Origin of the sequence: Mesorhizobium sp. C120A (genome assembly GCF_030323105.1) — a bacterium.
GTDB lineage: Bacteria > Pseudomonadota > Alphaproteobacteria > Rhizobiales > Rhizobiaceae > Mesorhizobium.
Genome location: NZ_CP100476.1, coordinates 4472071 through 4493253 on the forward strand (window position 1 = coordinate 4472071; position 21183 = coordinate 4493253).

17 protein-coding genes, 1 tRNA gene and 1 pseudogene are annotated in these 21183 nt (G+C 62.9%); 11 read left to right on the top strand and 8 right to left on the bottom strand.

Annotated features, from left to right (window positions below):
* Positions 1–24: 24 nt before the first annotated feature.
* A complete protein-coding gene (gene rnd / locus NL532_RS21785) occupies positions 25–1176 on the top strand; it encodes a ribonuclease D (RefSeq protein ID WP_023705815.1) in 1152 nt (383 codons plus the stop codon).
* A 62-nt stretch (positions 1177–1238) separates the two neighbouring features.
* Here rnd and NL532_RS21790 read toward each other — a convergent pair whose 3' ends face one another.
* The 5 genes from NL532_RS21790 to NL532_RS21810 form a co-directional block, all read right to left on the bottom strand.
* Positions 1239–1658: an MAPEG family protein gene (locus NL532_RS21790; RefSeq protein WP_023673032.1), complete on the bottom strand. Its 420-nt coding sequence runs from the start codon at positions 1656–1658 to the stop codon at positions 1239–1241.
* 22 nt (positions 1659–1680) lie between these two features.
* Positions 1681–2250: a hypothetical protein gene (locus NL532_RS21795; RefSeq protein ID WP_023749016.1), complete on the bottom strand. Its 570-nt coding sequence runs from the start codon at positions 2248–2250 to the stop codon at positions 1681–1683.
* A gap of 19 nt (positions 2251–2269) precedes the next feature.
* On the bottom strand, positions 2270–3772 hold the full coding sequence (guaB, locus tag NL532_RS21800) for an IMP dehydrogenase (RefSeq protein ID WP_023673034.1): 1503 nt from the start codon (positions 3770–3772) through the stop codon (positions 2270–2272).
* Positions 3773–3914: 142 nt separating this feature from the next.
* Positions 3915–4370, bottom strand: a complete 456-nt coding sequence (locus NL532_RS21805; RefSeq protein ID WP_023673035.1) for a PIN domain-containing protein — start codon at positions 4368–4370, stop codon at positions 3915–3917.
* Positions 4367–4612, bottom strand: a complete 246-nt coding sequence (locus NL532_RS21810; protein ID WP_023673036.1) for a type II toxin-antitoxin system Phd/YefM family antitoxin — start codon at positions 4610–4612, stop codon at positions 4367–4369. The genes NL532_RS21805 and NL532_RS21810 overlap by 4 nt, the downstream gene beginning before the upstream one ends.
* Before the next feature lie 243 nt (positions 4613–4855).
* Between NL532_RS21810 and NL532_RS21815 the strand changes: the two genes are divergently transcribed.
* Positions 4856–6277 (top strand): MFS transporter, encoded by a 1422-nt coding sequence (locus NL532_RS21815; protein WP_023697478.1) that lies wholly within the window; start codon positions 4856–4858, stop codon positions 6275–6277.
* A 215-nt stretch (positions 6278–6492) separates the two neighbouring features.
* Here the strand turns inward: NL532_RS21815 and NL532_RS21820 are convergent, their stop codons facing one another.
* Together NL532_RS21820 and NL532_RS21825 are read right to left on the bottom strand one after the other, a co-directional pair.
* Entirely contained in the window at positions 6493–7203 is a 711-nt protein-coding gene (locus NL532_RS21820) for an RlmE family RNA methyltransferase (protein ID WP_023694903.1), read from the bottom strand.
* Positions 7204–7450: 247 nt separating this feature from the next.
* Positions 7451–8794: a Ppx/GppA phosphatase family protein gene (locus tag NL532_RS21825; protein ID WP_023829855.1), complete on the bottom strand. Its 1344-nt coding sequence runs from the start codon at positions 8792–8794 to the stop codon at positions 7451–7453.
* A gap of 285 nt (positions 8795–9079) precedes the next feature.
* Here NL532_RS21825 and NL532_RS21830 point away from each other — a divergent pair, with 285 nt between their 5' ends.
* Together NL532_RS21830 and NL532_RS21835 are read left to right on the top strand one after the other, a co-directional pair.
* Positions 9080–10012, top strand: a complete 933-nt coding sequence (locus tag NL532_RS21830) for a lysylphosphatidylglycerol synthase domain-containing protein (protein WP_023829854.1) — start codon at positions 9080–9082, stop codon at positions 10010–10012.
* A gap of 146 nt (positions 10013–10158) precedes the next feature.
* Positions 10159–10232: transfer RNA gene (locus tag NL532_RS21835), tRNA-Gln, on the top strand.
* Between the two features lie 38 nt (positions 10233–10270).
* On the opposite strand, the gene NL532_RS21840 is transcribed toward NL532_RS21835, so the two are convergent.
* Entirely contained in the window at positions 10271–11458 is a 1188-nt protein-coding gene (locus NL532_RS21840; protein WP_023755075.1) for a helix-turn-helix domain-containing protein, read from the bottom strand.
* 79 nt (positions 11459–11537) lie between these two features.
* On the opposite strand from NL532_RS21840, the gene NL532_RS21845 reads away from it, so the two are divergent.
* The 7 genes and pseudogenes from NL532_RS21845 (at position 11538) to NL532_RS21875 (ending at position 21170) form a co-directional block, all read left to right on the top strand.
* A complete protein-coding gene (locus NL532_RS21845; protein ID WP_031196791.1) occupies positions 11538–12164 on the top strand; it encodes a hypothetical protein in 627 nt (208 codons plus the stop codon).
* Positions 12165–12731: 567 nt separating this feature from the next.
* Positions 12732–12908: a hypothetical protein gene (locus NL532_RS21850; protein WP_023826091.1), complete on the top strand. Its 177-nt coding sequence runs from the start codon at positions 12732–12734 to the stop codon at positions 12906–12908.
* Between the two features lie 496 nt (positions 12909–13404).
* Positions 13405–13680, top strand: a complete 276-nt coding sequence (locus NL532_RS21855; protein ID WP_050588094.1) for a hypothetical protein — start codon at positions 13405–13407, stop codon at positions 13678–13680.
* A gap of 598 nt (positions 13681–14278) precedes the next feature.
* A pseudogene (locus NL532_RS21860) lies at positions 14279–17612 on the top strand (M10 family metallopeptidase C-terminal domain-containing protein).
* Positions 17613–17684: 72 nt separating this feature from the next.
* Positions 17685–18092: a hypothetical protein gene (locus NL532_RS21865; RefSeq protein WP_023819576.1), complete on the top strand. Its 408-nt coding sequence runs from the start codon at positions 17685–17687 to the stop codon at positions 18090–18092.
* 34 nt (positions 18093–18126) lie between these two features.
* On the top strand, positions 18127–19863 hold the full coding sequence (locus NL532_RS21870) for a type I secretion system permease/ATPase (protein ID WP_023829535.1): 1737 nt from the start codon (positions 18127–18129) through the stop codon (positions 19861–19863).
* Positions 19860–21170 carry an HlyD family type I secretion periplasmic adaptor subunit gene (locus NL532_RS21875; protein WP_023705800.1) on the top strand — a complete coding sequence of 437 codons (1311 nt, stop codon included), beginning with the start codon at positions 19860–19862 and terminating at the stop codon, positions 21168–21170. The genes NL532_RS21870 and NL532_RS21875 overlap by 4 nt, the downstream gene beginning before the upstream one ends.
* Positions 21171–21183 lie beyond the last annotated feature (13 nt).

Sequence of the window (21183 nt, forward strand, 5' to 3'; positions counted from 1 at the left end):
TACCCGTTACTAAAAAGCGATTTGATGCACGTCATCACCACCCAAAATGAGCTCGAGTCCGTTCTCGCCGCTTTTGAAAAGTCGGATTTCGTCACCGTCGACACCGAATTCATCCGCGAAACGACATTCTGGCCGATTCTGTGCCTGATCCAGATGGCGGCGCCAGGCGTCACCGCGCTGGTCGACCCGCTGGCGCCCGACATCAACCTCGCCCCATTCTTCCGGCTGATGGCCAATGAAGCGGTGGTCAAGGTTTTCCATGCCGCGCGCCAGGACATTGAAATCATCGTCCATCTCGGCGATCTGGTGCCGCATCCGGTGTTCGACACCCAGGTCGCGGCCATGGTCTGCGGCTTCGGCGACAGCGTCTCCTACGATCAGCTGGTGCAGCGCATCACCGGCGCACGGCTCGACAAATCCTCGCGTTTCACCGACTGGCGCCACCGGCCGCTGTCGGACAAGCAGCTCGACTATGCCTTGGCCGACGTCACCCATCTGATCGACGTCTACAAGCATCTCAGCGCCGAACTGGAGCGGGAAAACCGCGCCCATTGGCTAAACGAGGAAATGGAGGTGCTGACTTCGCGCGAGACCTACGATCCGCACCCCGAAGACGCCTGGAAGCGGCTGAAGATGCGGCTGCGCAAGCCGCAGGAGCTGGCGATCGTGCAGACGGTGGCGGCATGGCGCGAACGCGAGGCGCGCGAGCGTGACGTGCCGCGCGGCCGGGTGCTCAAGGACGACGCCATATACGAGGTCGCCCAGCAGGCGCCGCGCGATGCGGCAGCCCTTGGCAAGCTGCGCACCACGCCGAAAGGCTGGGAACGGTCATCGACGGCAACGGCGCTGCTCGGCGCGGTCAACACGGCGCTCGCTTTGCCCCGCGAAGAAATGCCGAAGCTGCCCAAGAGCTTTCAGCCGCCCGAGGGCTCCAATGCCGCCTCCGAGCTGTTGAAAGTGCTGTTGCGGATCGTCGCCGAGAAGGAAGGCGTCGCCTCGAAAGTGCTGGCGTCCAGCGACGACATCGACCGCATCGCCGCCGAGGGCGAGGATGCCGACGTGCCGGCCCTGCAGGGCTGGCGACGCGCCGTGTTCGGCGAAGCCGCACTGAAGCTGGTGCGCGGCGAAATCGGCATCAAGTTCGACAAGCGCAAGATCGCGGTGTTCGATTTGTAGACCCCCACCCCGCTCCGCTGCGCGGAGCGACCCTCCCCACAAGGGGAGGGTAAACGACTGCCCTACACCGCTCCGAGCAGGTGTAGCGCGAACCAGATCCATGCCAACAAGAGAATGATCGCGCCGACGTAGAAGGCGCGGCTGCGAAACCGCAGATTGTTGCTGGTGAGGTGGACCCAGGCGTGGCCATAGCGGGAAATCACGAAAATCCACATCAACGCCAGGGTCAGATAATTGACGCCATTGGTCGCGTGCAGCGCCAGGCACAGCACATAGAACAGCACCGGCAGTTCGAACTGGTTGATGAGATTGTTGGCAACCGTGACGCTCGACCCGGGCTCGGTCGTGCGCACCTTGTATTGACCGACCTTGGCCTCGCCCGATTTGACCGCGCCGTAGCGGCGCCGGCCCATCACGACATAGACGATATAGACGAGCAACACCTGCGCCAGCATCGGCCAGAAAATCGCGGTCTGGCTCATGGCGTTGCCCCTGCTCTGTCGTTCATGCCTGTGGACGCCGCTGGGCGGCAAGGATCAAAAACGCGATGACGATGACGGGGATCGCCAGCAGCGCGAATTTGGTGACGATCAGCGACGAGGCGAAAGACAGAGAATCCGGGTTGGCCGACAGCGCATCGGACAGAAGCCGCGCCACCGCAATGTTCTGGGCGTAGTCGGCGCACGTGTAGGGCAGCACGATGACCAGCGCGAACAGCGCCTGAAGCTGCACCGGCATGGCACGAAAATTCTTCAGCCGCCGCCCGGTTGCCAGGATCAGGCTGACCATGGTCAGCGACAGCAGCGCCGGGAAGAGAAGGTCGAAAGTCAAATAGTGCCAGACCAGGATGATCTCGCTGCCGCGCCGGCCGAGTGCCGTCAGCCAGGCCATGCCCTCGTCGGGCGTGAACCCGCCAAGGCGCACGTCGAGCGACGGCAGGCCACCGCTCAGCCGGCGGAAATAGAAGAATTCCAGCAGCGTCATGATGATGAAAACCGCCGCGGCGGCAAAGCACAGCGCGCCGGCATGGCGCGCCAGCCGCAGCACGATCGTCGCCTGGTGGCGCCAGAGCATGTACCGCTCTGGCTGCCGGTCAGGCTCCGCCAGGATAGTTCGGGCTTTCGCGGGTAATCGTGACGTCATGGGCGTGGCTTTCACGAAGTCCGGCGTTGGATATGCGCACAAAGGTGGCGCGTTCGCGAAAATCGGCAAGGTCGCGGCCACCGACATAACCCATAGCGGCTTTTAGCCCGCCCGCAAGCTGGTGCAGCACGCCAGACACAGGTCCCTTGTAGGGCACCTGCCCTTCAATGCCTTCCGGGACCAGTTTCAGCGTGTCGCGAACCTCGGCCTGGAAGTAGCGATCGGCCGAGCCGCGCGCCATGGCGCCGACAGAGCCCATGCCGCGATAGGCCTTGAAGGAGCGGCCCTGATGCAGATAGACCTCGCCCGGGCTTTCGTCGGTGCCGGCCAGCAGCGAACCGATCATGGCCGCACTGGCGCCGGCGGCAAGCGCCTTGGCCAGGTCACCCGAATATTTGATGCCGCCGTCGGCGACGACCGACACGCCTGATCTATGCGCCGTCTCGACCGCCGACATGATCGCCGAAAGCTGCGGCACGCCGACGCCGGCGACGATGCGCGTGGTGCAGATCGAGCCCGGGCCGATGCCGACCTTGACGGCATCGGCGCCGGCGTCGATCAGCGCCTGCGTGCCTTCGGCGGTGGCGACGTTGCCGGCCAGGATGCGGACGGAATTGGAAAGCTTCTTGGCCCGCGTCACCGCATCGAGCACGCGCTGCGAATGGCCATGCGCGGTGTCGATGACCAGGAGGTCGACACCGGCATCGATCAACCGCTCGGCGCGCTCGAAGCCGTCATCGCCGACGCTGGTGGCTGCCGCCGCCCGCAGGCGCCCCTGCGCATCCTTGGTGGCGTGCGGGTTGAGCTGCGACTTCTCGATGTCCTTGACGGTGATCAGGCCGACGCAATTGCCGGACTTGTCCACGACGACGAGCTTTTCGATGCGGTGCTGATGCAGCAGCCGCTTGGCCTCGTCCTGGTCGACATTCTCCTTGACCGTGATCAGGTTCTCACGGGTCATCAATTCGTAGACTTTCTGCCCCGGATCGGAGGCGAAGCGCACGTCGCGGTTGGTCAGGATGCCGACGAGGCGGCCGATCTTCTGGCCGCCGGTGCCGCCATTCTCGACCACCGGAATGCCCGAGATGGAATAGGTGCGCATCAGCGCCAGCGCGTCGGCCAGGGTGGCGTCGGGGCCGATGGTGACCGGATTGATGACCATGCCCGATTCGAACTTCTTGACCTGACGCACCTGCTCGGCCTGTTCGGCCGGCGAGAAATTGCGGTGGATGACGCCGATGCCGCCGGCCTGCGCCATGGCGATGGCAAGCCTCGCCTCGGTGACGGTGTCCATGGCGGCCGACAGGATCGGCACGTTGAGGTCGATGTCGGTGGCGATGCGGGTGCGGATGTCGGTCTCACCGGGCATGACCTCGGAATGACCGGGCTGCAACAGCACGTCGTCAAAGGTCAGCGCCAGCGCGCCGGTGGACGTTTCGATGATTTTTGCCATGGCCAGTCCTCGGATACGAAAAGCGCCGGGAGAATACAAAAAAGCGCTGGACCGAAATGGACAGCGCCGACTCGTTTCTTCCCTTTCAGGATTGGCGCTGGCTGGTAACACGTCGCGGCGTGGTTGAAAAGCCGGTCGTGGCCTATTCGGCGGACTTGCCCAACAGGGCATCGAGCAAGACATGGCGCGGTGACGCGAAAGGATTGACGACCGTTACGCCGCCCCAGGTGAAGCCGTCCTGCAGATCTTCCGACAGCAGCAGCCGGCAACCGGTTTGCGAGGCAACAGACAGGATGGTCGCATCCCAGATGCCGAAATGGTGATCGGTCGCAAGATCAGCCGCGACCGTCATCACCTCCGGCGTCGTGCCGACAACCGGAAACGCGTCGCGCCAGCTCAACAGGGCGTCGCGCGCTTGTGCACGTGATCGTCCGGCCTTGCGTGTGAGAACGGTGAACAATTCGCCGAGCACTTGGACTGGAATGACGGCTGCCTCTTGCGCAATGTCGTGCAGCAGGCCGAAAACGATGTCGCGCTTCTCGGCTCCGTTGATCCCCTCGGCATAAACAAGGATGTTGGTATCGAGCGCGACCTTCACCGCTCGTCCTCGTAAAGCTCGTCGCGGCTCCAGCGCCCGGCTTCTACAACAGGCTGGCGTTCGAGGCGCGACAGCAGCGCTGTGCGCGAACGAGACGCCGCAGGGTCGGGCTGCCCTGCAGGCACGATCCGCGCCACGGGGCGCCCATGGCTGGTCACGACATAGCTCTGTCCTTCGCGGACACCGCGCAGGAGGAGCGAGAATTTGCGGTTGGCGTCGGCTGCGGAAACGGCTTCTTCCATGGCATTGTCCATATAGTAGTTATATTCACTACAGCATAGTGAACCCGGTCAATTTTCGCAAGTTCATTCAATGTGGCGAAACGCAGCGACGGCTCTTGTCCGCCCACGGTCGCACAAAAGTGACAGCAAATTAATGCGACATCGCGCCTGAGGCGTGATAACCGCCCGTTTGTATCGGCTTGCCCGCCTTTTCATTGTTTGGATTGGCCGGCAGGCACATTTAGACCAGTTCGGACGCGTTCGTTGAACCGCATCATTCCGCTCATTCTGGCGGTCGCCTTGTTCATGGAGAACATGGATTCGACCGTCATTGCGACATCGCTGCCGGCGATCGCCGTCGACATCCACACCAGCCCGATCGCGCTCAAGCTGGCGCTGACCGCCTATCTGGTGGCGCTGGCCATCTTCATTCCGATCAGCGGCTGGATGGCCGACCGGTTTGGCGCCAAGACCATTTTTCGCGCCGCGATCGGCGTGTTCATCGTCGGCTCGGTCTGCTGCGCCATCTCCAATTCACTGCCGGCCTTCGTCGTCTCGCGCTTCCTGCAAGGCATAGGCGGCGCCATGATGACGCCGGTCGGCCGGCTGGTCCTGGTGCGCGCGACGCCGAAGAGCGAGCTGGTTGCTGCCATGTCGTGGCTGACGGTGCCGGCGCTGGTCGGCCCGCTTGTGGGACCACCGATCGGCGGCTTCATCACCACCTATTTCACCTGGCACTGGATCTTTCTGATCAACGTGCCGATCGGCCTGATCGGCATCTGGCTGGCGACGCGCTTCCTGCCGCAAACCGACTCGATGGAGACGCCGCCGCTCGATTTCGTCGGTTTCGTGCTGAGCGGGCTGGCGGCCTCCGGCGTCGTCTTCGGCCTGTCGGTGGTCAGCCTGCCCTATCTGCCGCCGGCGACCGGCCTCATCACCGTGGCGGTCGGGCTGATTTCCGGCGTGCTCTATCTGCTGCATGCGCGGCGCGCCAAGAATCCCCTGCTGGCGCTGGAACTGTTCCGCAACCAGGTGTTCCGCTCCTCGGTGCTCGGCGGCTCGCTGTTTCGCATCGGCATCGGCGCGGTGCCGTTCCTGTTGCCCCTGATGTTTCAGATCGGCTTCGGGCTGACGCCGTTCCAGTCGGGCATGATCACCTTCGTCTCGGCCATCGGCGCCATTGGCATGAAGTTCGTCACCGCGCTGATCTTCCGGCTTGCCGGCTTCCGCCGGGTGCTGATCTGGGGCTCACTGATCGCCGCGGCAACGATCGCCATCTACGGCCTGTTCACGCCGGAGACGCCTTACGCACTGATGCTGGCGATATTGCTGGTCGGCGGCTTTATCCGCTCGATGTTCTTCACCGGCGTCAATGCGCTCTCCTACGCCGAAGTGTCGGCCGAGGACACCAGCAAGGCAACGCCGATCACGGCGGTGTTCCAGCAGCTGTCGATCGCACTCGGCGTGGCGCTGGCCGGCGGCATTCTGGAAGTGTCTACCTCGATCCATGGCGGCCCGCTGATGCTCGGCGATTTCCACATTGCCTTCTTCATCGTGGCGGCAGTGTCAGCGGCGGCGTCGGTATCGTTCATGCGGCTGGCGCCGGACGCCGGCAACGCCGTATCGGGTCATGGCCGGATGACGACGCCGAAGACACTGGAGCCGGTGAGCACGGCTGGGAAGTAGGGGCGGCGCGACGAAAATCGTCGACGTCGGCGATCCTTCACACCCCCCTCTGGCCTGCCGGCCATCTCCCCCGCAAGGGGGGAGATCGGATATCACGCGGCTTTCGCCAATCTTGCAACTTTGAAGGAATGGCGAGGCGGTCGCAGCTGCCAATCTCCCCCCTTCCGGGGGAGATGTCCGGCAGGACAGAGGGACGGAACGCTACGAAGCGCCTTTCACGCCGTGCCGTCTCTGCCCTTAAAATCCTTCGCCAGCAAATACAGTTCCACCGACTCATCCCGCGACGCCGGCGGCTTCACGTGGTGCACCGAGCGGAAGTTCTTCTTGAGCATCGACAGCAGCTCGTTTTCGGCGCCGCCTTGAAACGTCTTGGCCAAAAAGTGCCCGCCCGGCTTCAGCACCGACAGCGCGAAATCGGCGGCCACCTCGCACAGATGCATGGTGCGGATGTGGTCGGTTCGCTTGTGGCCGGTGGTCGGCGCGGCCATGTCGGACAACACGATATCGGGGTCGCCGCCCAGCGCCTCGGCGAGCTTTTGCGGCGCTTCCGGGTCGAGGAAATCCATCAGCAGCACCGGCGCACCCGGCACCGCATCCATTTCGAGATAGTCGATGCCGATGACATGTGGATTATCAGCCGTCGATTTCGTCCTCGCGGCCGCCACCTGGCACCAGCCGCCGGGGGCCGCACCGAGATCGATGACCTTCATGCCGGGTTTCAGCAGATGATGCTTGTCATCGATCTCGATCAGCTTGTAGGCCGCGCGCGACCGGTAGCCGTCGGCTTTTGACCTCTGGACATAGGGATCGTTGATGTGGCGCTGCAGCCAGCGGCGCGACGATTCTTTGAGGCCCGACTTCTTCTTGATTCGTGTTTTGAGGACGCGAATGCTGGCGGAGCCCGGCTTTTCCGGCTTCTTGGTCATGACGTTATTTCTTGTTTGAGCTTTTGCGCTGGCCGAGTTGCCGCCGTTTTTCGGCGGCTTCGCGTTTCGCGAAGGGCTTCCCCCACTCCGTCGCCGCTTCGCGGCGCCACCTCTCCCCCCTCCGGACGGAGAGGAAAGGCGCCGGTCTGCATAAGTTCGCGCCCTTCCTCTACCCCGTCGATCGGGGGAGAGGTGTCGAGCGAAGCTCGACGGAGTGGGGGTCGACCGTTCACCAAAGCGATGCGGATCATGCTCGGCCCCGCCCACTGTTGCGCCAGACGCCGTCATCGGCCATCAGCTCGCTCAAAATGCCTTCGCGTAAGCCCCGGTCGGCGACGCGCAGCCGCTCCGACGGCCACACCGCACGGATGGCTTCCAGGATAGCACAGCCGGCCAGCACCAGGTCGGCACGGTCGGCGCCGATGCACGGGTTGGCGCAGCGCTGCTGGAAATCCCAGCCAACCAGTTTTTCGACCATGCGGTCGACGCTGTCGCGGTCCATCCACAGCCCATCGACGCGGCGGCGGTCGTAGCGTTCGAGATCGAGATGGACGCCGGCCAGCGTCGTCACCGTGCCGGATGTGCCCAGCAGATGGAATTTCGGACTGGCCAGCACATGGCTCAGCCGGTCGCGGCCGTCGAAGGCTTTCAGCCGCACCGCGACGTCGTCGACCATGGCGGCAAAGATCTCGCGCGTCACCGTGCGGCCGCCAAAGCGTTCGGCCAGAGAGACGACGCCGACCGGCAGCGAGGTCCACGACACGATGTGGTTGGCCAGCCGCGGCGAGCGCTGGCCGGTGAGGTCGATCAGCGCGATTTCGGACGAGCCACCGCCAATGTCGAACAGCACCACGCCTTGCGTGTCGCGCTCGACCAGCGAGCCGCAGCCGGATACAGCAAGCCGCGCCTCGGTCTGGCGGTCGATGATTTCCAACTTCAACCCCGCCTCTCGTTCGACGCGCTGCAGGAATTCGACGCCATTGTCGGCGGTGCGGCAGGCCTCGGTGGCGATCAGCCGGGCTTTCCTGATCTTGCGGTTGCGCAATTTGTCGCCGCAGATCTTCAGCGCCTCGACGGCGCGGTCCATCGCCGCCTGGCTCAGGTGCCCATTCGCCGTCAGCCCCTCGCCCAGCCTGACGATGCGCGAGAAGGCGTCGATGACGCGGAACTGGCCATGGCGCTGCGGCACCGCGACCAAAAGCCGGCAATTGTTGGTGCCGAGATCGAGCGCGGCAAACACCGGCAGTTCCTGCATCGGCGGACGATGCATTGGCTGTTCCGGTCGGGATTGTGGCGCCGAGGGCAAAGGCACCGGCGCTGGAGCGGCCGGGCCGACTGAGGCCGGCGCACTAACCGCTGCGGCGGTTGCGAGAGGGCTGTCGTCGCGCGCAAAAACCTTGCGCCCACGCCGGCGCTTGCGCCGCTTTCTCGCCTTGCCTCGCTGATGCTGGGCTTCGCCGGCCTGTCCGTTACCGGACTGAGGCCCCGCCTGGCGGGGCCGCCCGGCGGATGGGCTTGGCCCGCCTGACGGCGGCGAAGCCCTGGACACGCCCACTTCCGGCGCGCCAGCGCCGGTGTCGTGGTCTTCCACTTCAGTTCCTTCCGGCGCCGCGCGAACCGGAAAACCGGACGCAGCAGGCGCTTCAATCTTTCAAGTTGCCGCCAGAGTAGCAGTGCCGGGCCGGATCACCAAGAGCAGCGGGTCAAATTTTGCCGGCATCATGCCGCGGCAATGCTTGCCGCGTTGAATAGCGGGCTTGTCCGGTTGAATAGCCGGCTTCAATGAGGCATTTCTGAAATGAGGGGGAATATTGGTGAATCGCGGACGTTTTTACGCCCGCTTGGGCGATGGGCAGCAACGCATGACGAGAACTCCATGAGTTGGAGGCGCTATCTGTGGCCGGTCATCGGCATCGCGGCGGTCATCGGGTCGCTGCTGTTGCTGTGGCATGAGTTGCGCGGCATCTCGCTCGACGATGTCTGGGACGGCATATCGGCCATCCCGACGCGCGGCTGGGTGCTTGCGGCACTGAGCTCGGTGGTCGCCTATGCCTCGCTCGCCGGCTACGACCACATCGCGCTCTTGCATATCGGCAGACGAGTGTCGTGGCTGTTCGTCACCTTCTGCTCCTTCACCACCTACGCGCTGTCGCACAATATCGGCGGCTCGGTGTTTTCGGGCGCCGTGATCCGCTACCGCGCCTACGGCACCAGGGGGCTGACCGGCCAGGACGTCGGCATTCTGGTGGCGATCTGCTGGATCACCTTCGTGCTCTCCAGCATTCTGGTCGGCGGCCTGGTGCTGGTGTTCGAGCCTGCGATCATCGACCGCTTTTCCGGCGCCCCGCACCACGGCCTGGCGATCGCCGCCGGCATCGCTTTGCTGATCCTGGTCGGCGCCTACATCTTCGGCAGCTGGCTGCATCTGAAGCCGCTGAAAATCGCCGGCTTCCAGCTGCACTATCCCGCGCTGCCGATCGTGGCGCGGCAATTGCTGATCGGCCCGATCGAGCTGTTGGCCGCGGCGGCGATCATCTTCTTTGCCCTGCCCGTTGCCGGCAATCCCGGCTATTTCGTCATCCTCGGCGTGTTCCTGGTCTCGTTCTCGGTGGCGCAGATCTCGCATGCGCCGGGCGGGCTCGGCGTGTTCGAGGTCGTGTTCCTCGCCGGCCTGTCTGATATGGACCCGGTCGGCGTGCTGGCGGCACTTCTGGTGTTCCGGCTGTTCTACCTGATCATCCCGCTGCTGATCGCGCTTGGCGTGGTGCTGTTCTTCGAGCACTCGCAATACAGCCGGACGGACAGTTGAGGTCGCGCCGGGCGACAGCGCCCGCCTGGCGCAATTGGCTGATGAAACACCGAGATTGAAATGCAACGCAGGCTTGACTATTTTCCGGCGGCGGCTACAAGGCACGCGCGGCTGCTTCGGCGGCCCACCAGCGCGACAGCGCCTGCTGGGGAATAGGTTAACGGTAGACCCACGGACTCTGACTCCGTTAGTCCTGGTTCGAATCCAGGTTCCCCAGCCAAGGCACGTCAGGTCCATTCCGGACACATAGGTTACGGTTTATATCGGAGACATGGGTAACACTTTTGGCCCGAAGGGGTTTTGGAGTGGTTCGAGCCTGCATGTCTCATCATCGAAGTAGCCCAAATCATAATCCATGAAGGAAGCCAGCCAGATATGGTCCTCGACCTGTTTGATGCCGACGGTCTGGCCGGCAAAGACGAGGCTGAGGTTGATCTTCTTGCGATTGTAGCAGATGCGGCCGCAGGTGGTGACGGTGACGGCCTTGTCGTGAAACGGATAATCGAGATCCGGCAGGCCGGCATAGATGCGCGGTGACGGCGTGTAGCGCTCGGCTGGACAGGCCATGTCGAGCGCCTGATGTGGGCGTTCTGAGTTGAACTCATTGATGAAGTCATCGAACCTGGCCTGCTGCTGCAGGAAATTGGAGCCAGCCGGTTTGGTGGTTTCCTTCTTGAGAGTCAGGTGCATGCGCTCATGGCGCCCGTTCTGCTGCGGACAGCCCGGCTGGATGCGCTCGATGTCGATGCCCAGGCGCAGCCACCAGACCGACAGTTTGCTGAGATTGAACAGCGCGTTTGGGCTGGCAAAGGGAACGCCATTGTCGGTCCTGATGGCGCTGGGCAGGCCGAACTCTTTGAAAACGCTCTCGAACACCGTGAAGGCATAGGCTTCCTTGGTAGTCGACAACGCCTCGCAGGCGATGAGATAGCGGCTGGCGAAGTCGGTGATCGTCAGCGGATAGCAATAGCGCCGATCGGCGAGCATGAACTCGCCTTTGTAGTCGGCACACCACAGATCGTTGGGCCGATAGCCGTTTGAAAGTGGTGTTCCCATCGCCCTGTTGCGCCTTCGCTTGCGGCGCTCGACCAGGCCATGGCTGTCGAGAACCGCATGCACCGTCGAGATCGCAGGCCGGTGAACGTCAGGATACAGCCGGGCCAACCGTTCGCGTATCTTTGGCGCACCCCAGGTCGGCTTGTCTTGCTTGAGGCGCACAATCAGCTTCTCGATTTGAAACGGAAGCTGATTGGCGTGGCGGTAGGGTCGGCGTGATCGATCCGTCAGCCCCTCAAGGCCACTGTCATTGTAGCGTGTGAGGATCTTGTAGCCGGTCTTGCGCGAGATATCGAACTCACGGCAAAGCACCGCCATCTTCTCGCCGTCCAGCAGCCGGGCAATGAACTTCAGCCGCTCTTCCATGACGTTACACTCCTTCCAAGGCACCTTGCTCTCCTTGCAAAGGGCCGAAAGTGTAACCCATGTCTCCGGAATGAACTGTCACCCATCTCTCGGGAAGGGCATCATGCCCACTGACAGCCAGTACATCCTCGAACGCATCCGCCAAGGATGCGTGGAGTTGTCCGACGACGAGTTCGTCATCGACAGGCTGGCAAAATATGTCGGCAACGGCAGGATCCGCTGGCATGTCGAATTGCGTAGGCACCGCATCGAACTGACGACCGGCCAGATCAAGAAGCAGCCGACCTTTCGCAGGAAAATCCTCGAACAGGCTGGCGTGCTGCCGCCGCAGCGTACCGGGGCCGACTACCGGCGATGGGCTCTCGATCTGAGGCGGAACGCCATCGAGCTTCCCTGGCGGGACAGGCCGGTCGATGCCGGTTTTGCCATCGACAGGCTGACCAGCCACGGCGATGGGCGCTGGACGGTGGAATACCAGGGCAAGGCGATAAAATTCACGACGACCAAACTGCGCAGGCAGCTCAGCTTCCGTAAACGCATGCTGGCCAAGGCCAAGGTGCTGCCGCCCGAACTGGCCCCAGCCGCTTATCGAAAGTGGATGGACTGGCTTATTCAAAACGCCACTGAGGCGGCACCACAGGCCGGCGAAATCTTGATGACGGAGAAAAGCTGGCTGGACGACCTGCCGGAGCTGGCCGGCTGGCAAGATGAGGCGCCGCCCGAGAATTGATTGGGTTCCAATGATGTCATACGCCGCTGGCGTCCGATCCGGTCGACGCTGTTGGGCACTTCACGCAAACAGGCTAAGATCGGTCCCGGCAGGGAGGACATTTGCAATGGCCGAACCAGAGGACAGAGATATCAGGGAATCGCGCCGCATCCTCCGGGACATCAAGCAACAGAACGGCCCGGCAGGCTTTAGTCGTCTCCCTTACGAGGACCGGTTGCTTAGCCTGAGCGAGAAATATCCTGATCAGATCGTACGGTATTGGCCAGTTGGACTTATCGTTGTCTTTGGACTCCTCGCCCTGTTGATCTATTTCGCCCAGCGCAGTGGGCATTGCCCTCGGTGCGCTTTGACGAGGTTCCTCGGCATCCCAACGCGGATCTATCCGCATTTTAACTAATGTAGACAATCTCACGGAGAACGTTCTCCCGGCTGGTGAGCAGTGTGGAATGGACTAACCTTGTGGATGAGGATGAGCTTCCGGCACCCAGCCGATCAGGCCGCTGGCGCGCAATAGCTTTGGCGGCACTCCAAATCGTCCCACCGGTCATTTCGGTGGGATGCGCCATCATGGCCGGCTATTTCACCTATGTGGCTTCAAACAACAAGCCGCCCGCGGACATGGCCGCTTTGGCCGTGTCGATCATGAAATCCGGCGATGCCTCTCCGGAACTGCGCGATTGGGCAGCGGACGTTCTGGGGATACAGACCGATATCGGAATGCCTGCCAAAATTGCCCAGCAATAATCGCCTACCCGCCTCATATTCCTCCGGCGGGAATTTGGTCGCCGCCCAAATCAGCGGCCGGCGCCGCTCATTCAAGAGATGGCCTGAGGAGGCGCCGGCCAGGCGGGCATTGGGGTACCCGCCGACGCTACATTAGCATTCACGCATAGATTTGGAATGGCGCGAACGCGGAAGGCCGGCTGCCTTCACAGCAGCATTACCGCAATTTTTCCCAAGACCAGGAACCCGCAACGGTGCAAGGGTTGGAACGCCCAGCGTTTCGGCGCGGCTTGCCTGGAGACAATCATGGCGACGTTTCTTACCGCTCTCGCATCCGAAGGTCCGCCAGCCGACCGGGCGAAAGACATGGACCTGTATGGATGGTTGATCGGCAGTTGGGACATGGAGACGCTCCACCACCGCAACGACGGCACAATTCAGAAATGGGATGGCGAGTGTCACTTTGGTTGGGTGCTCGAAGGCCGCGCCATTCAGGACATCTGGATCAGGCCCAGGCATGTATGGCACGACCTTGCGCGTCTTCGATCCCGGGATTGGTGGCTGGCACATTATCTGGAGCGATCCGCTCAACCAGGATTACTCGCGCCAGATCGGGCGGGCCGAAGGCAAGGACATCGTCCAGATGGGCGCCGACTCGCGCGGCCTGCAGGCGCGGTGGCGGTTCACCGAGATCACCGCCGACAGCTTTCACTGGATCGGCGAGGAGAGACGCGCGGAGAGCGACCCCTGGCGCGTGACCTATGAACATTTCGCCCGCCGGGCGGGTTTCTGAAGCACGCCTGCGCGTTCCGCCCTCGTGCCCTTGCGCAACGCTCGATCATTTTCCCAACCGGCGCGATAACCCTCGTCCCGGTCGACGCCCCCGGCGAGAGCACGAAGGCGGTGGTCCCGCCGCCTGCCCCGCCCGCGAAAGGCAACAGCGCGCATACCGGCGTTTGAGCGAAAGACGGAAGCTTACTCCGCCGCTTTCGTAGCCTGCGATGCCCCTGATCGAGAGGAAATCCTCGAGCCTGTATCCGGCGTATTCGGCCGTTGCCGGATTGCTTTGCGCCGCCCGACCGGCAGCCTGCGCCAGCCGGGATGGTTGATGCAGACATTGTGGTGCGCATGGCGGGCGAGGTACGACCATAGATTAGCGATAGCTCAATTAACACCAAACGAGTATCTCAAAACCCGCCGGTACAAGCGCGCCCAAGAACCTTCATATGTACTGAGCGCGAACAGAGGCTAGACAAGCGAAGATTCCAATAGCATTGTTGCCACTGGGACGGGGCTCGACCGGCAAGCGCAAACGATGCTTGTCGGTGGTTGGCAACAGCTAAACCGTACGGCCGTAATTGCCACGGCTGCGAGACCAAGGAGTCCCAAGGATGCCGAACCCAAGCCAAACCAGCGATCAATGGTGGGTCAACGACCAGACGCCGGACAACCCGTACGGCAAAAGCGAAGATTACGGGGCCTTCCTCACCTACCTTGGAGCGCTGGACCGGTCGATAACGCCGGCGATCGCGGCGGGAACGCTGAGGATCAATGTCTCCGAGCTCAATGACCATCCCGAATACAAGGCCGCCGCGATCGGCGCCTTGCAGATGTGGGCCAGTGTCACCCCTTTGAAGTTCGAAATCGTCGACAATGCACCATACAACAGCGCAACGGACTGGATTCAGCCCCGAACTGGGCGAAGAGGACGACGGCAGCGCCTATTCCAACGACCGCTATGTCAGCATCGGCCAGCGTTTCCACGACACCGAGGTCAACAAGACGGATATTGGCGGCTATGTCTTCGATTCCTTCATCCATGAATTCGGTCATGAGTTCGGGCTGAACCACCCCGGGCTCTACAATTACAGCGGCCCCGGCGGCGTACAGATCAATTATCTGAACAATGCGACCTGGACCTACGACCGTCAGCAATACAGCGTCATGTCCTATTTCGACGGGATCGATGTCGGTGAAACCAGCCGCTGGTCGGCGTCAACGCCGATGATGGCCGACATCGAGGCGGTCATCCGCCGCTTTTTCTCCACCGTCGACGAGAACGGCGTGCGCACCTATCATCATATCGATCTCAACACCGGCGACAACGTCTACGGCTTCGGCAGTGCCGTGGACGGCTACCGGCTGACCTCCTCGGGCATGCAGCACGATATCGGCTTTGTCATCCATGACACCGGCGGAACCGACACGATCGACTTCTCCGGCTCGACGGCCGGTACGATCCTCGATTTGCGCGCCGGACAGTTCTCCAGCGTCAACGGCCACAGCAACAATGTGTCGATCTTTGCCGGGCACAACGCCGACGGCACCGACTATTACATCGAGAACGGCATCGGCAGCAGCTATGACGACGTCCTGATTGGCAATGACGGAGCCAACGTGCTGGATGGCCGCGGCGGCGGCGACCGCATGGCCGGCAATGGCGGCGACGACACCTACTTCGTCGATTCCCTCGACGACATCGTGCGCGAGGAAGCGAATGGCGGGAATGACACGGTCGTTCTGCTGAACCGGAACTTGAATATCCGGAAAATCGCCAACGTCGAACACATCATCTACGCCGACGAGTCGACACTCCAGCCTGGAGACGGCGGCACCGAAACCGCACCGACCATCGGCGACAACACGATGACCAGCGTCATCTTCGGCGACAATGGCAACAATACGCTCGACGGCGGCGCCAGCGACGACACGATCTTCGGCCAGGGCGGCGATGACCTCATCATCGGCGGCCGCGACTCGCTCGCCAGCCGCGACATCAACAACACCATCGATGTCGCCGACCTTCCAGACCAGACCGAGAGCGACGACGGCAATGACACGCTCTATGGTGGCCGCGGCAACGATACGATCCTCGGCGGCCAAGGCAACGACATCCTCGACGGCGGCGACGGCGACGATACGCTGAGCGGCCAGGATGGCGTCGATATATTCAGGGGCGGCGCCGGCGTCGACACGGTAGACTTCAGCAAGGAGAGCCCCTTCCAACTGCTCGTCAACCTCGAGACGAACGTTGCCAATGGCGGCACCGCCACCGGCGACACCTTCTACAGCATCGAAAACCTGATCGGCTCCGATGACCGCATCGACCGTTTCATCGGTACGTCGGCGGCAAATCATTTCTGGGGCCGGGGCGGCGGCGACTATTTCAACGGCGGCGGCGGCAACGACATACTGGATGGCGGCAATGACGGCGACATCCTGTACGGAGAAGCCGGCAACGACACGATCATCGGCGGCGCCGGCCAGGACTATCTGGATGGCGGCGCCGGCATCGATACGGTCGTCTACGAAGGCAGCTCCGCCAGCGTGACGATCGACCTCGCCAATGGCACGGCCAATGGCGGCGATGGCGATGGCCCGGTGCAGATCGTCGGGCGCGGCACCGTTATCCGACACGACATCCTGGTCGGATTCGAAAACGCCGTCGGGTCGTTCTTCGACGACCATCTCATCGGCAACGCCCAGGCCAACAAACTTTCCGGCGGCGCCGGCAACGACACGCTGACCGGCGGTGGCGGCGCCGATATATTGAATGGCGGCGCCGGCAGCGACACGGCGGACTACGCCGACGCGGCCATCGGGCAAAACCTCAAGCTGGGTGGCGGCAAATCCGGCGGCGACACCTATATCTCGATCGAAAATCTGGCTGGCTCGGGCTTCAACGATCACCTGACCGGCGATGGCGCGGCCAATGTGCTGACCGGCCAGGGCGGCGCCGACAAGATCGACGGCGGCGGCGGCGATGACACCCTGCTCGGCGATTTCGCCTATCAGGGCGATGCTCCGCCACGCCCGGGCATGGGCACCGGCTACGCCACGCTCGGACCGGACGCGACCAACAATTCGGTCTCGACCGCCTTCGACATCTCGAACAACTTCTCGCTGACGGCTGACCCCGACATCTTCGATTCGACGACCACCCTTCACACCACCGTCAATGCCACCGGAAACGGCCTCGGCGGATATTACAGCATCAACCTGGCGGCCGGCACGATCATCACCATCGACATCGATGGCATTGCCGACCCCAATGTCCATGACAGCATCGTCAGGGTGCTGGACAGCGATGGCAATATCGTCGCCCAGAACGACGATGGCGGCAACGACCCCGGCTCCAACAACGGCCGCGATTCGAGCACCAGCTTCATCGTTCAGGAAACCGGAACCTACTATATTGTGGAGGGCGAATGGTCGGACTCGGCTCCTGGCGATGGCTGGGTCGAATCCGTGCCGGAGGGCTCGACTTACAAGCTGAACGTGTCGGTCGAATTCCCGCCGGCACCAGCTCAGCCGGGCGTTGCGGGCGCCGATACGCTCAACGGCGGCGGCGGCAGCGACCTTTTGGATGGCGGGCTGGCTGCCGATACGCTGACCGGCGGCGCCGGCGACGACTATTTCCGCTTCTCGACAGAACTCGGGAACGGCAATATCGACTGGATCAAGGACTTCAAGGTCGCCGACGATACGATCCTGCTGGACAACCTCATCTTTGCCAGCGTTGGCGGCGACGGCGCCCTCGCTTTGGGCTCATTCTACAAGAGCGCAGCCGGTGCTGCTCATGATGCCGACGACCGCATCATCTACGACACCGACAGTGGAATATTGTCTTACGACGCCGATGGTTCCGGACAGGGAGCAGCCGTACAGTTTGCACACCTGAACACAAATCTGGACCTTTCGGCTGCAGACTTCATCGTCATCTAACGCGTTGCCGGGAGGGGTGCCGTCAGGCTCCCCTCCCGCATACCCCAGCGCAGTGAAAAGGGAGAGGACGCGATGACCGACCGCCGCACAGTGTTAATGGCCGCCGGAGTTGCGGCAGTCGCCGCGGCCACCGGGGCAGCGGCAGCGCAATCGCCAGATATTCGCGCAACAGATATTCGCGGCGCCGTCACCTTTGTGGGGGGCAAGGCTATCCCGGAAGGTCATCTCGAGATCTATCTTGAGGATCCCGCCATTCAGGACAGTGGGCGACGCCGCGCCGCCAAAACCAGCCTCAAGAGCGAGGGCGGCTCAAAGACCATAGAATTTTCCTTGCCCCTGCCCGCAAGCTCGACCGCTTCACCAACGCTGCAGGTCGTTGCGCGCCTGGAGCGTGCGGACGGCTGGCTGGTGGCGCGGGGCAGCGCGCAGTTCCAGGCCGGCCTGCCCGTCCATGTCACACTCAAGGCAGTTATCTATTGAAGGGCGAGATGCCATATCCTGATTGCGAGCCTGCATGCAGCTGACGCCATCGACGCCGCTTACGCTGGTCGGAATCCTGGCGTCCTTTCGACGTGCGTTTTCGGGCATCGTCCTGATGAGCGGGGTCGTCAACGTGCTGACCCTGACCGGCTCGTTCTTCATGTTGCAAGTCTATGACCGCGTCGTTCCGGGTCGCAGCGTGCCGACGCTGGTCGGCCTGGCGGTGCTTGCGGGAACATTGTTCGTGTTTCAGGGCGTGCTGGAGTTGATCCGCTCTCGCCTCATGGTTCGGCTGGGACAGGGGCTGGACGCAAAGCTGAGCCCGTCGGTCTATTCGGCGCTGATGCGCCTGCCGCTGCGCGCCAAGCCTTCCGGCGACGGGCTGCAACCCCTACGGGATCTCGATCAGGTCCGCTCCTTTATCGGCAGTGCCGGACCGACCGCTTTGTTCGACCTGCCATGGATGCCGCTCTACATCGGCATCTGTTTCATTTTTCATTTCTGGATCGGCGTTACCGCGCTTGCCGGCGCCGTTGTCCTATTTGCACTGACGCTTCTGGCCGAATTCCGGACCCGCGGCCCGACAAGGATCGCCGGACAGCACGCGGCCGTTCGCAGCACGTTGGCCGAGGCGACAAGGCGCAATGCCGAAGCCATGCAGGCCATGGGTTTTGGCGGGCGTATCGCCGAGCGGTGGTCTGCCGTCAATGCCGAGTACCTGAACGCCCATGCGGCGGCCAGCGATGTCGCGGGAACGCTTGGCACGATTTCCAAGATCCTGCGGTTGATGCTGCAATCGGCAATGCTGGCGATCGGCGCTTATCTGGTCATCAAGCAAGAGGCGACCGGCGGCATCATGATCGCAAGCTCGATCATGATGGGCAGGGCGCTGGCTCCGATCGAACTGGCGATAGCGCATTGGAAGGGTTTCATTTCGGCGCGGCAAAGCTGGGCACGCCTGAAGCAGCTTCTGTCCGCGCTGCCGGAAGGCGCAACCGGCGTGACCCTGCCCGCGCCTGTCAGCGCGCTGGCGGTCGAGAATGTCAGTGTCGCGCCGCCGGGCGAACGCACGCCGGTGGTGTGGGATGCAAGTTTTTCACTGGCCAAGGGAGCAGGCCTGGGGGTCATCGGCCCGAGTGCTTCCGGCAAATCATCGCTGGTGCGTACGCTTGCAGGTGTCTGGCTGCCGGCGCGCGGCGCCGTGCGGCTGGACGGAGCGACGCTTGACCAGTGGCCGGCCGACGAGTTGGGCAAACATATCGGCTACCTGCCGCAGGATGTGCAGTTGTTCGACGGCACGATTGCGCAGAACATCGCCCGCTTCGACCCGGATGCGTCATCCGACATGGTGCTTGCGGCAGCCAAGGCCGCCGGCGTGCATGATCTCGTCGTGCATCTGGCCGACGGTTACGACACGAAGGTTGGCGAAGCCGGCGCCTCGCTGTCGGCGGGGCAACGGCAGCGTGTCGCCCTTGCCCGCTCTCTCTATGGCGATCCGTTCATGGTCATCCTGGACGAGCCGAATTCCAATCTCGACTCGGAGGGTGAAGTGGCCTTGTCCGCAGCGATCCAGGGCATCAGGGACCGCGGCGGCATCGTTATCATCGTCGCGCACCGGTCCAGTGTGCTGGCCAATGTCGATACGGTGCTGGTGATGGCCAATGGCCATGTGCAGGCCTTCGGTCCGAAGGACGAGGTGCTGAACAAGGTCTTCCGATCGGCAGCGCCGCTCAAGGTCGTTGCCGCCACGGAGCGAGGCGTTCCGGCATGAGCGAGGACAGAAGCGCTTTGCATCACCGGCAGGTCCGCCGCTATCTCGTGGCTGGCGTTGCTACCTGTCTGCTGCTTGTCGGAGGTGTTGGCGGCCTGGCGGCAGTGACCAAGATGTCGGGTGCGGTGATCGCAGCTGGCCGGCTGGTGGTCGATTCCAATGTAAAGAAGGTTCAGCATCCGACGGGCGGCGTGGTCGGCGAGATCAGGGTGCGTGAAGGCGACCGGGTCAAGGCGGGCGATATTCTGGTGCGGCTGGACGAGACGACAACGCGCGCCAATCTGGCGATCGTCTCAAAAGGTCTGGATGAGTTTTATGCACGGTTGGCGCGCCTAGAGGCGGAGCGTGACGGCAAGGACACGATCAGCTTTCCGGACGTTTTAACATCGCGGCGCGACGAAGCCGGTGTCGCCGCATCGATGGCCGGAGAACAATCGCTGTTCGATTTCCGGCACCAGGCGCGATCCGGCCAGCGATCTCAATTGCGCGAACGGATCGCCCAGTTGACGCAGGAGACCGCCGGCCTGACCGAGCAGCGGCAGGCGAAACGCCGCGAGATCGAGCTGATAGGGATCGAGCTGGAAGGGGTGCGGTCGCTCTGGCGTCGCAAGCTGATAGGGATCGAGCGGATGACGGCGCTGGAACGGGACGCGGTGCGGCTCGAAGGCGAGCATGGCCAGTTGACCGCCGGAATTGCCCAGGTGAAAGGCAAGGCGTCCGAGATCGAACTGCAGATTATCCAGATCGACCAGGACCTTCGCAGCGAGGTCGCAACCGACTTACGCGAAACCCAAGGGAAGATCTCCGAGTTCGTCGAACGCAAGGTGGCGGCCGAGGACCAGTTGAAGCGCATCGATCTGCGCAGCCCGCAGGATGGCGTGGTGCTGCAGTTGGCCGTGCATACGATCGGCGGGGTGATCACCCCCGGCGAACAGGTGATGCAGATCGTACCGGTGACGGACGACCTGACCGTTGAAGCGCATATCGCACCGCAGGATATCGACCAGGTGACGATGGGCCAGAATGCGATTTTGCGCCTGTCGGCCTTCAATCGGCAAACCACGCCGGAGCTGACCGGGACGCTGTCGCGGATCTCGGCGGATCTCACCATCGAAGAGCGCACCGGAGCAGCCTTCTATGTGGCGCGGGTGACGCTGCCCAAAACCGAGGTCGCCAAGCTGCGCGGGCTGGCGCTGGCGCCAGGCATGCCGGCCGAAGTGTTCTTCCCGACGGGCGACCGGACGATGCTTTCCTATCTGGTGAAGCCGCTGTCGGATCAGATCCAGAAAGCTTTCCGGGAAGAGTGAAGCCGCACCTTTG

Excerpts from the sequence above, each read along its gene's own strand:
- rnd (WP_023705815.1), top strand. The coding sequence starts at position 25 with ATGCACGTCATCACCACCCAAAATGAGCTCGAGTCCGTTCTCGCCGCT.
- NL532_RS21790 (WP_023673032.1), bottom strand. The coding sequence starts at position 1,658 with ATGAGCCAGACCGCGATTTTCTGGCCGATGCTGGCGCAGGTGTTGCTC.
- NL532_RS21795 (WP_023749016.1), bottom strand. The coding sequence starts at position 2,250 with ATGCTCTGGCGCCACCAGGCGACGATCGTGCTGCGGCTGGCGCGCCAT.
- guaB (WP_023673034.1), bottom strand. The coding sequence starts at position 3,772 with ATGGCAAAAATCATCGAAACGTCCACCGGCGCGCTGGCGCTGACCTTT.
- NL532_RS21810 (WP_023673036.1), bottom strand. The coding sequence starts at position 4,612 with ATGGAAGAAGCCGTTTCCGCAGCCGACGCCAACCGCAAATTCTCGCTC.
- NL532_RS21820 (WP_023694903.1), bottom strand. The coding sequence starts at position 7,203 with ATGACCAAGAAGCCGGAAAAGCCGGGCTCCGCCAGCATTCGCGTCCTC.
- NL532_RS21830 (WP_023829854.1), top strand. The coding sequence starts at position 9,080 with ATGAGTTGGAGGCGCTATCTGTGGCCGGTCATCGGCATCGCGGCGGTC.
- NL532_RS21845 (WP_031196791.1), top strand. The coding sequence starts at position 11,538 with ATGCCCACTGACAGCCAGTACATCCTCGAACGCATCCGCCAAGGATGC.
- NL532_RS21850 (WP_023826091.1), top strand. The coding sequence starts at position 12,732 with ATGGCCGGCTATTTCACCTATGTGGCTTCAAACAACAAGCCGCCCGCG.
- NL532_RS21855 (WP_050588094.1), top strand. The coding sequence starts at position 13,405 with ATGTATGGCACGACCTTGCGCGTCTTCGATCCCGGGATTGGTGGCTGG.
- NL532_RS21865 (WP_023819576.1), top strand. The coding sequence starts at position 17,685 with ATGACCGACCGCCGCACAGTGTTAATGGCCGCCGGAGTTGCGGCAGTC.
- NL532_RS21870 (WP_023829535.1), top strand. The coding sequence starts at position 18,127 with ATGCAGCTGACGCCATCGACGCCGCTTACGCTGGTCGGAATCCTGGCG.
- NL532_RS21875 (WP_023705800.1), top strand. The coding sequence starts at position 19,860 with ATGAGCGAGGACAGAAGCGCTTTGCATCACCGGCAGGTCCGCCGCTAT.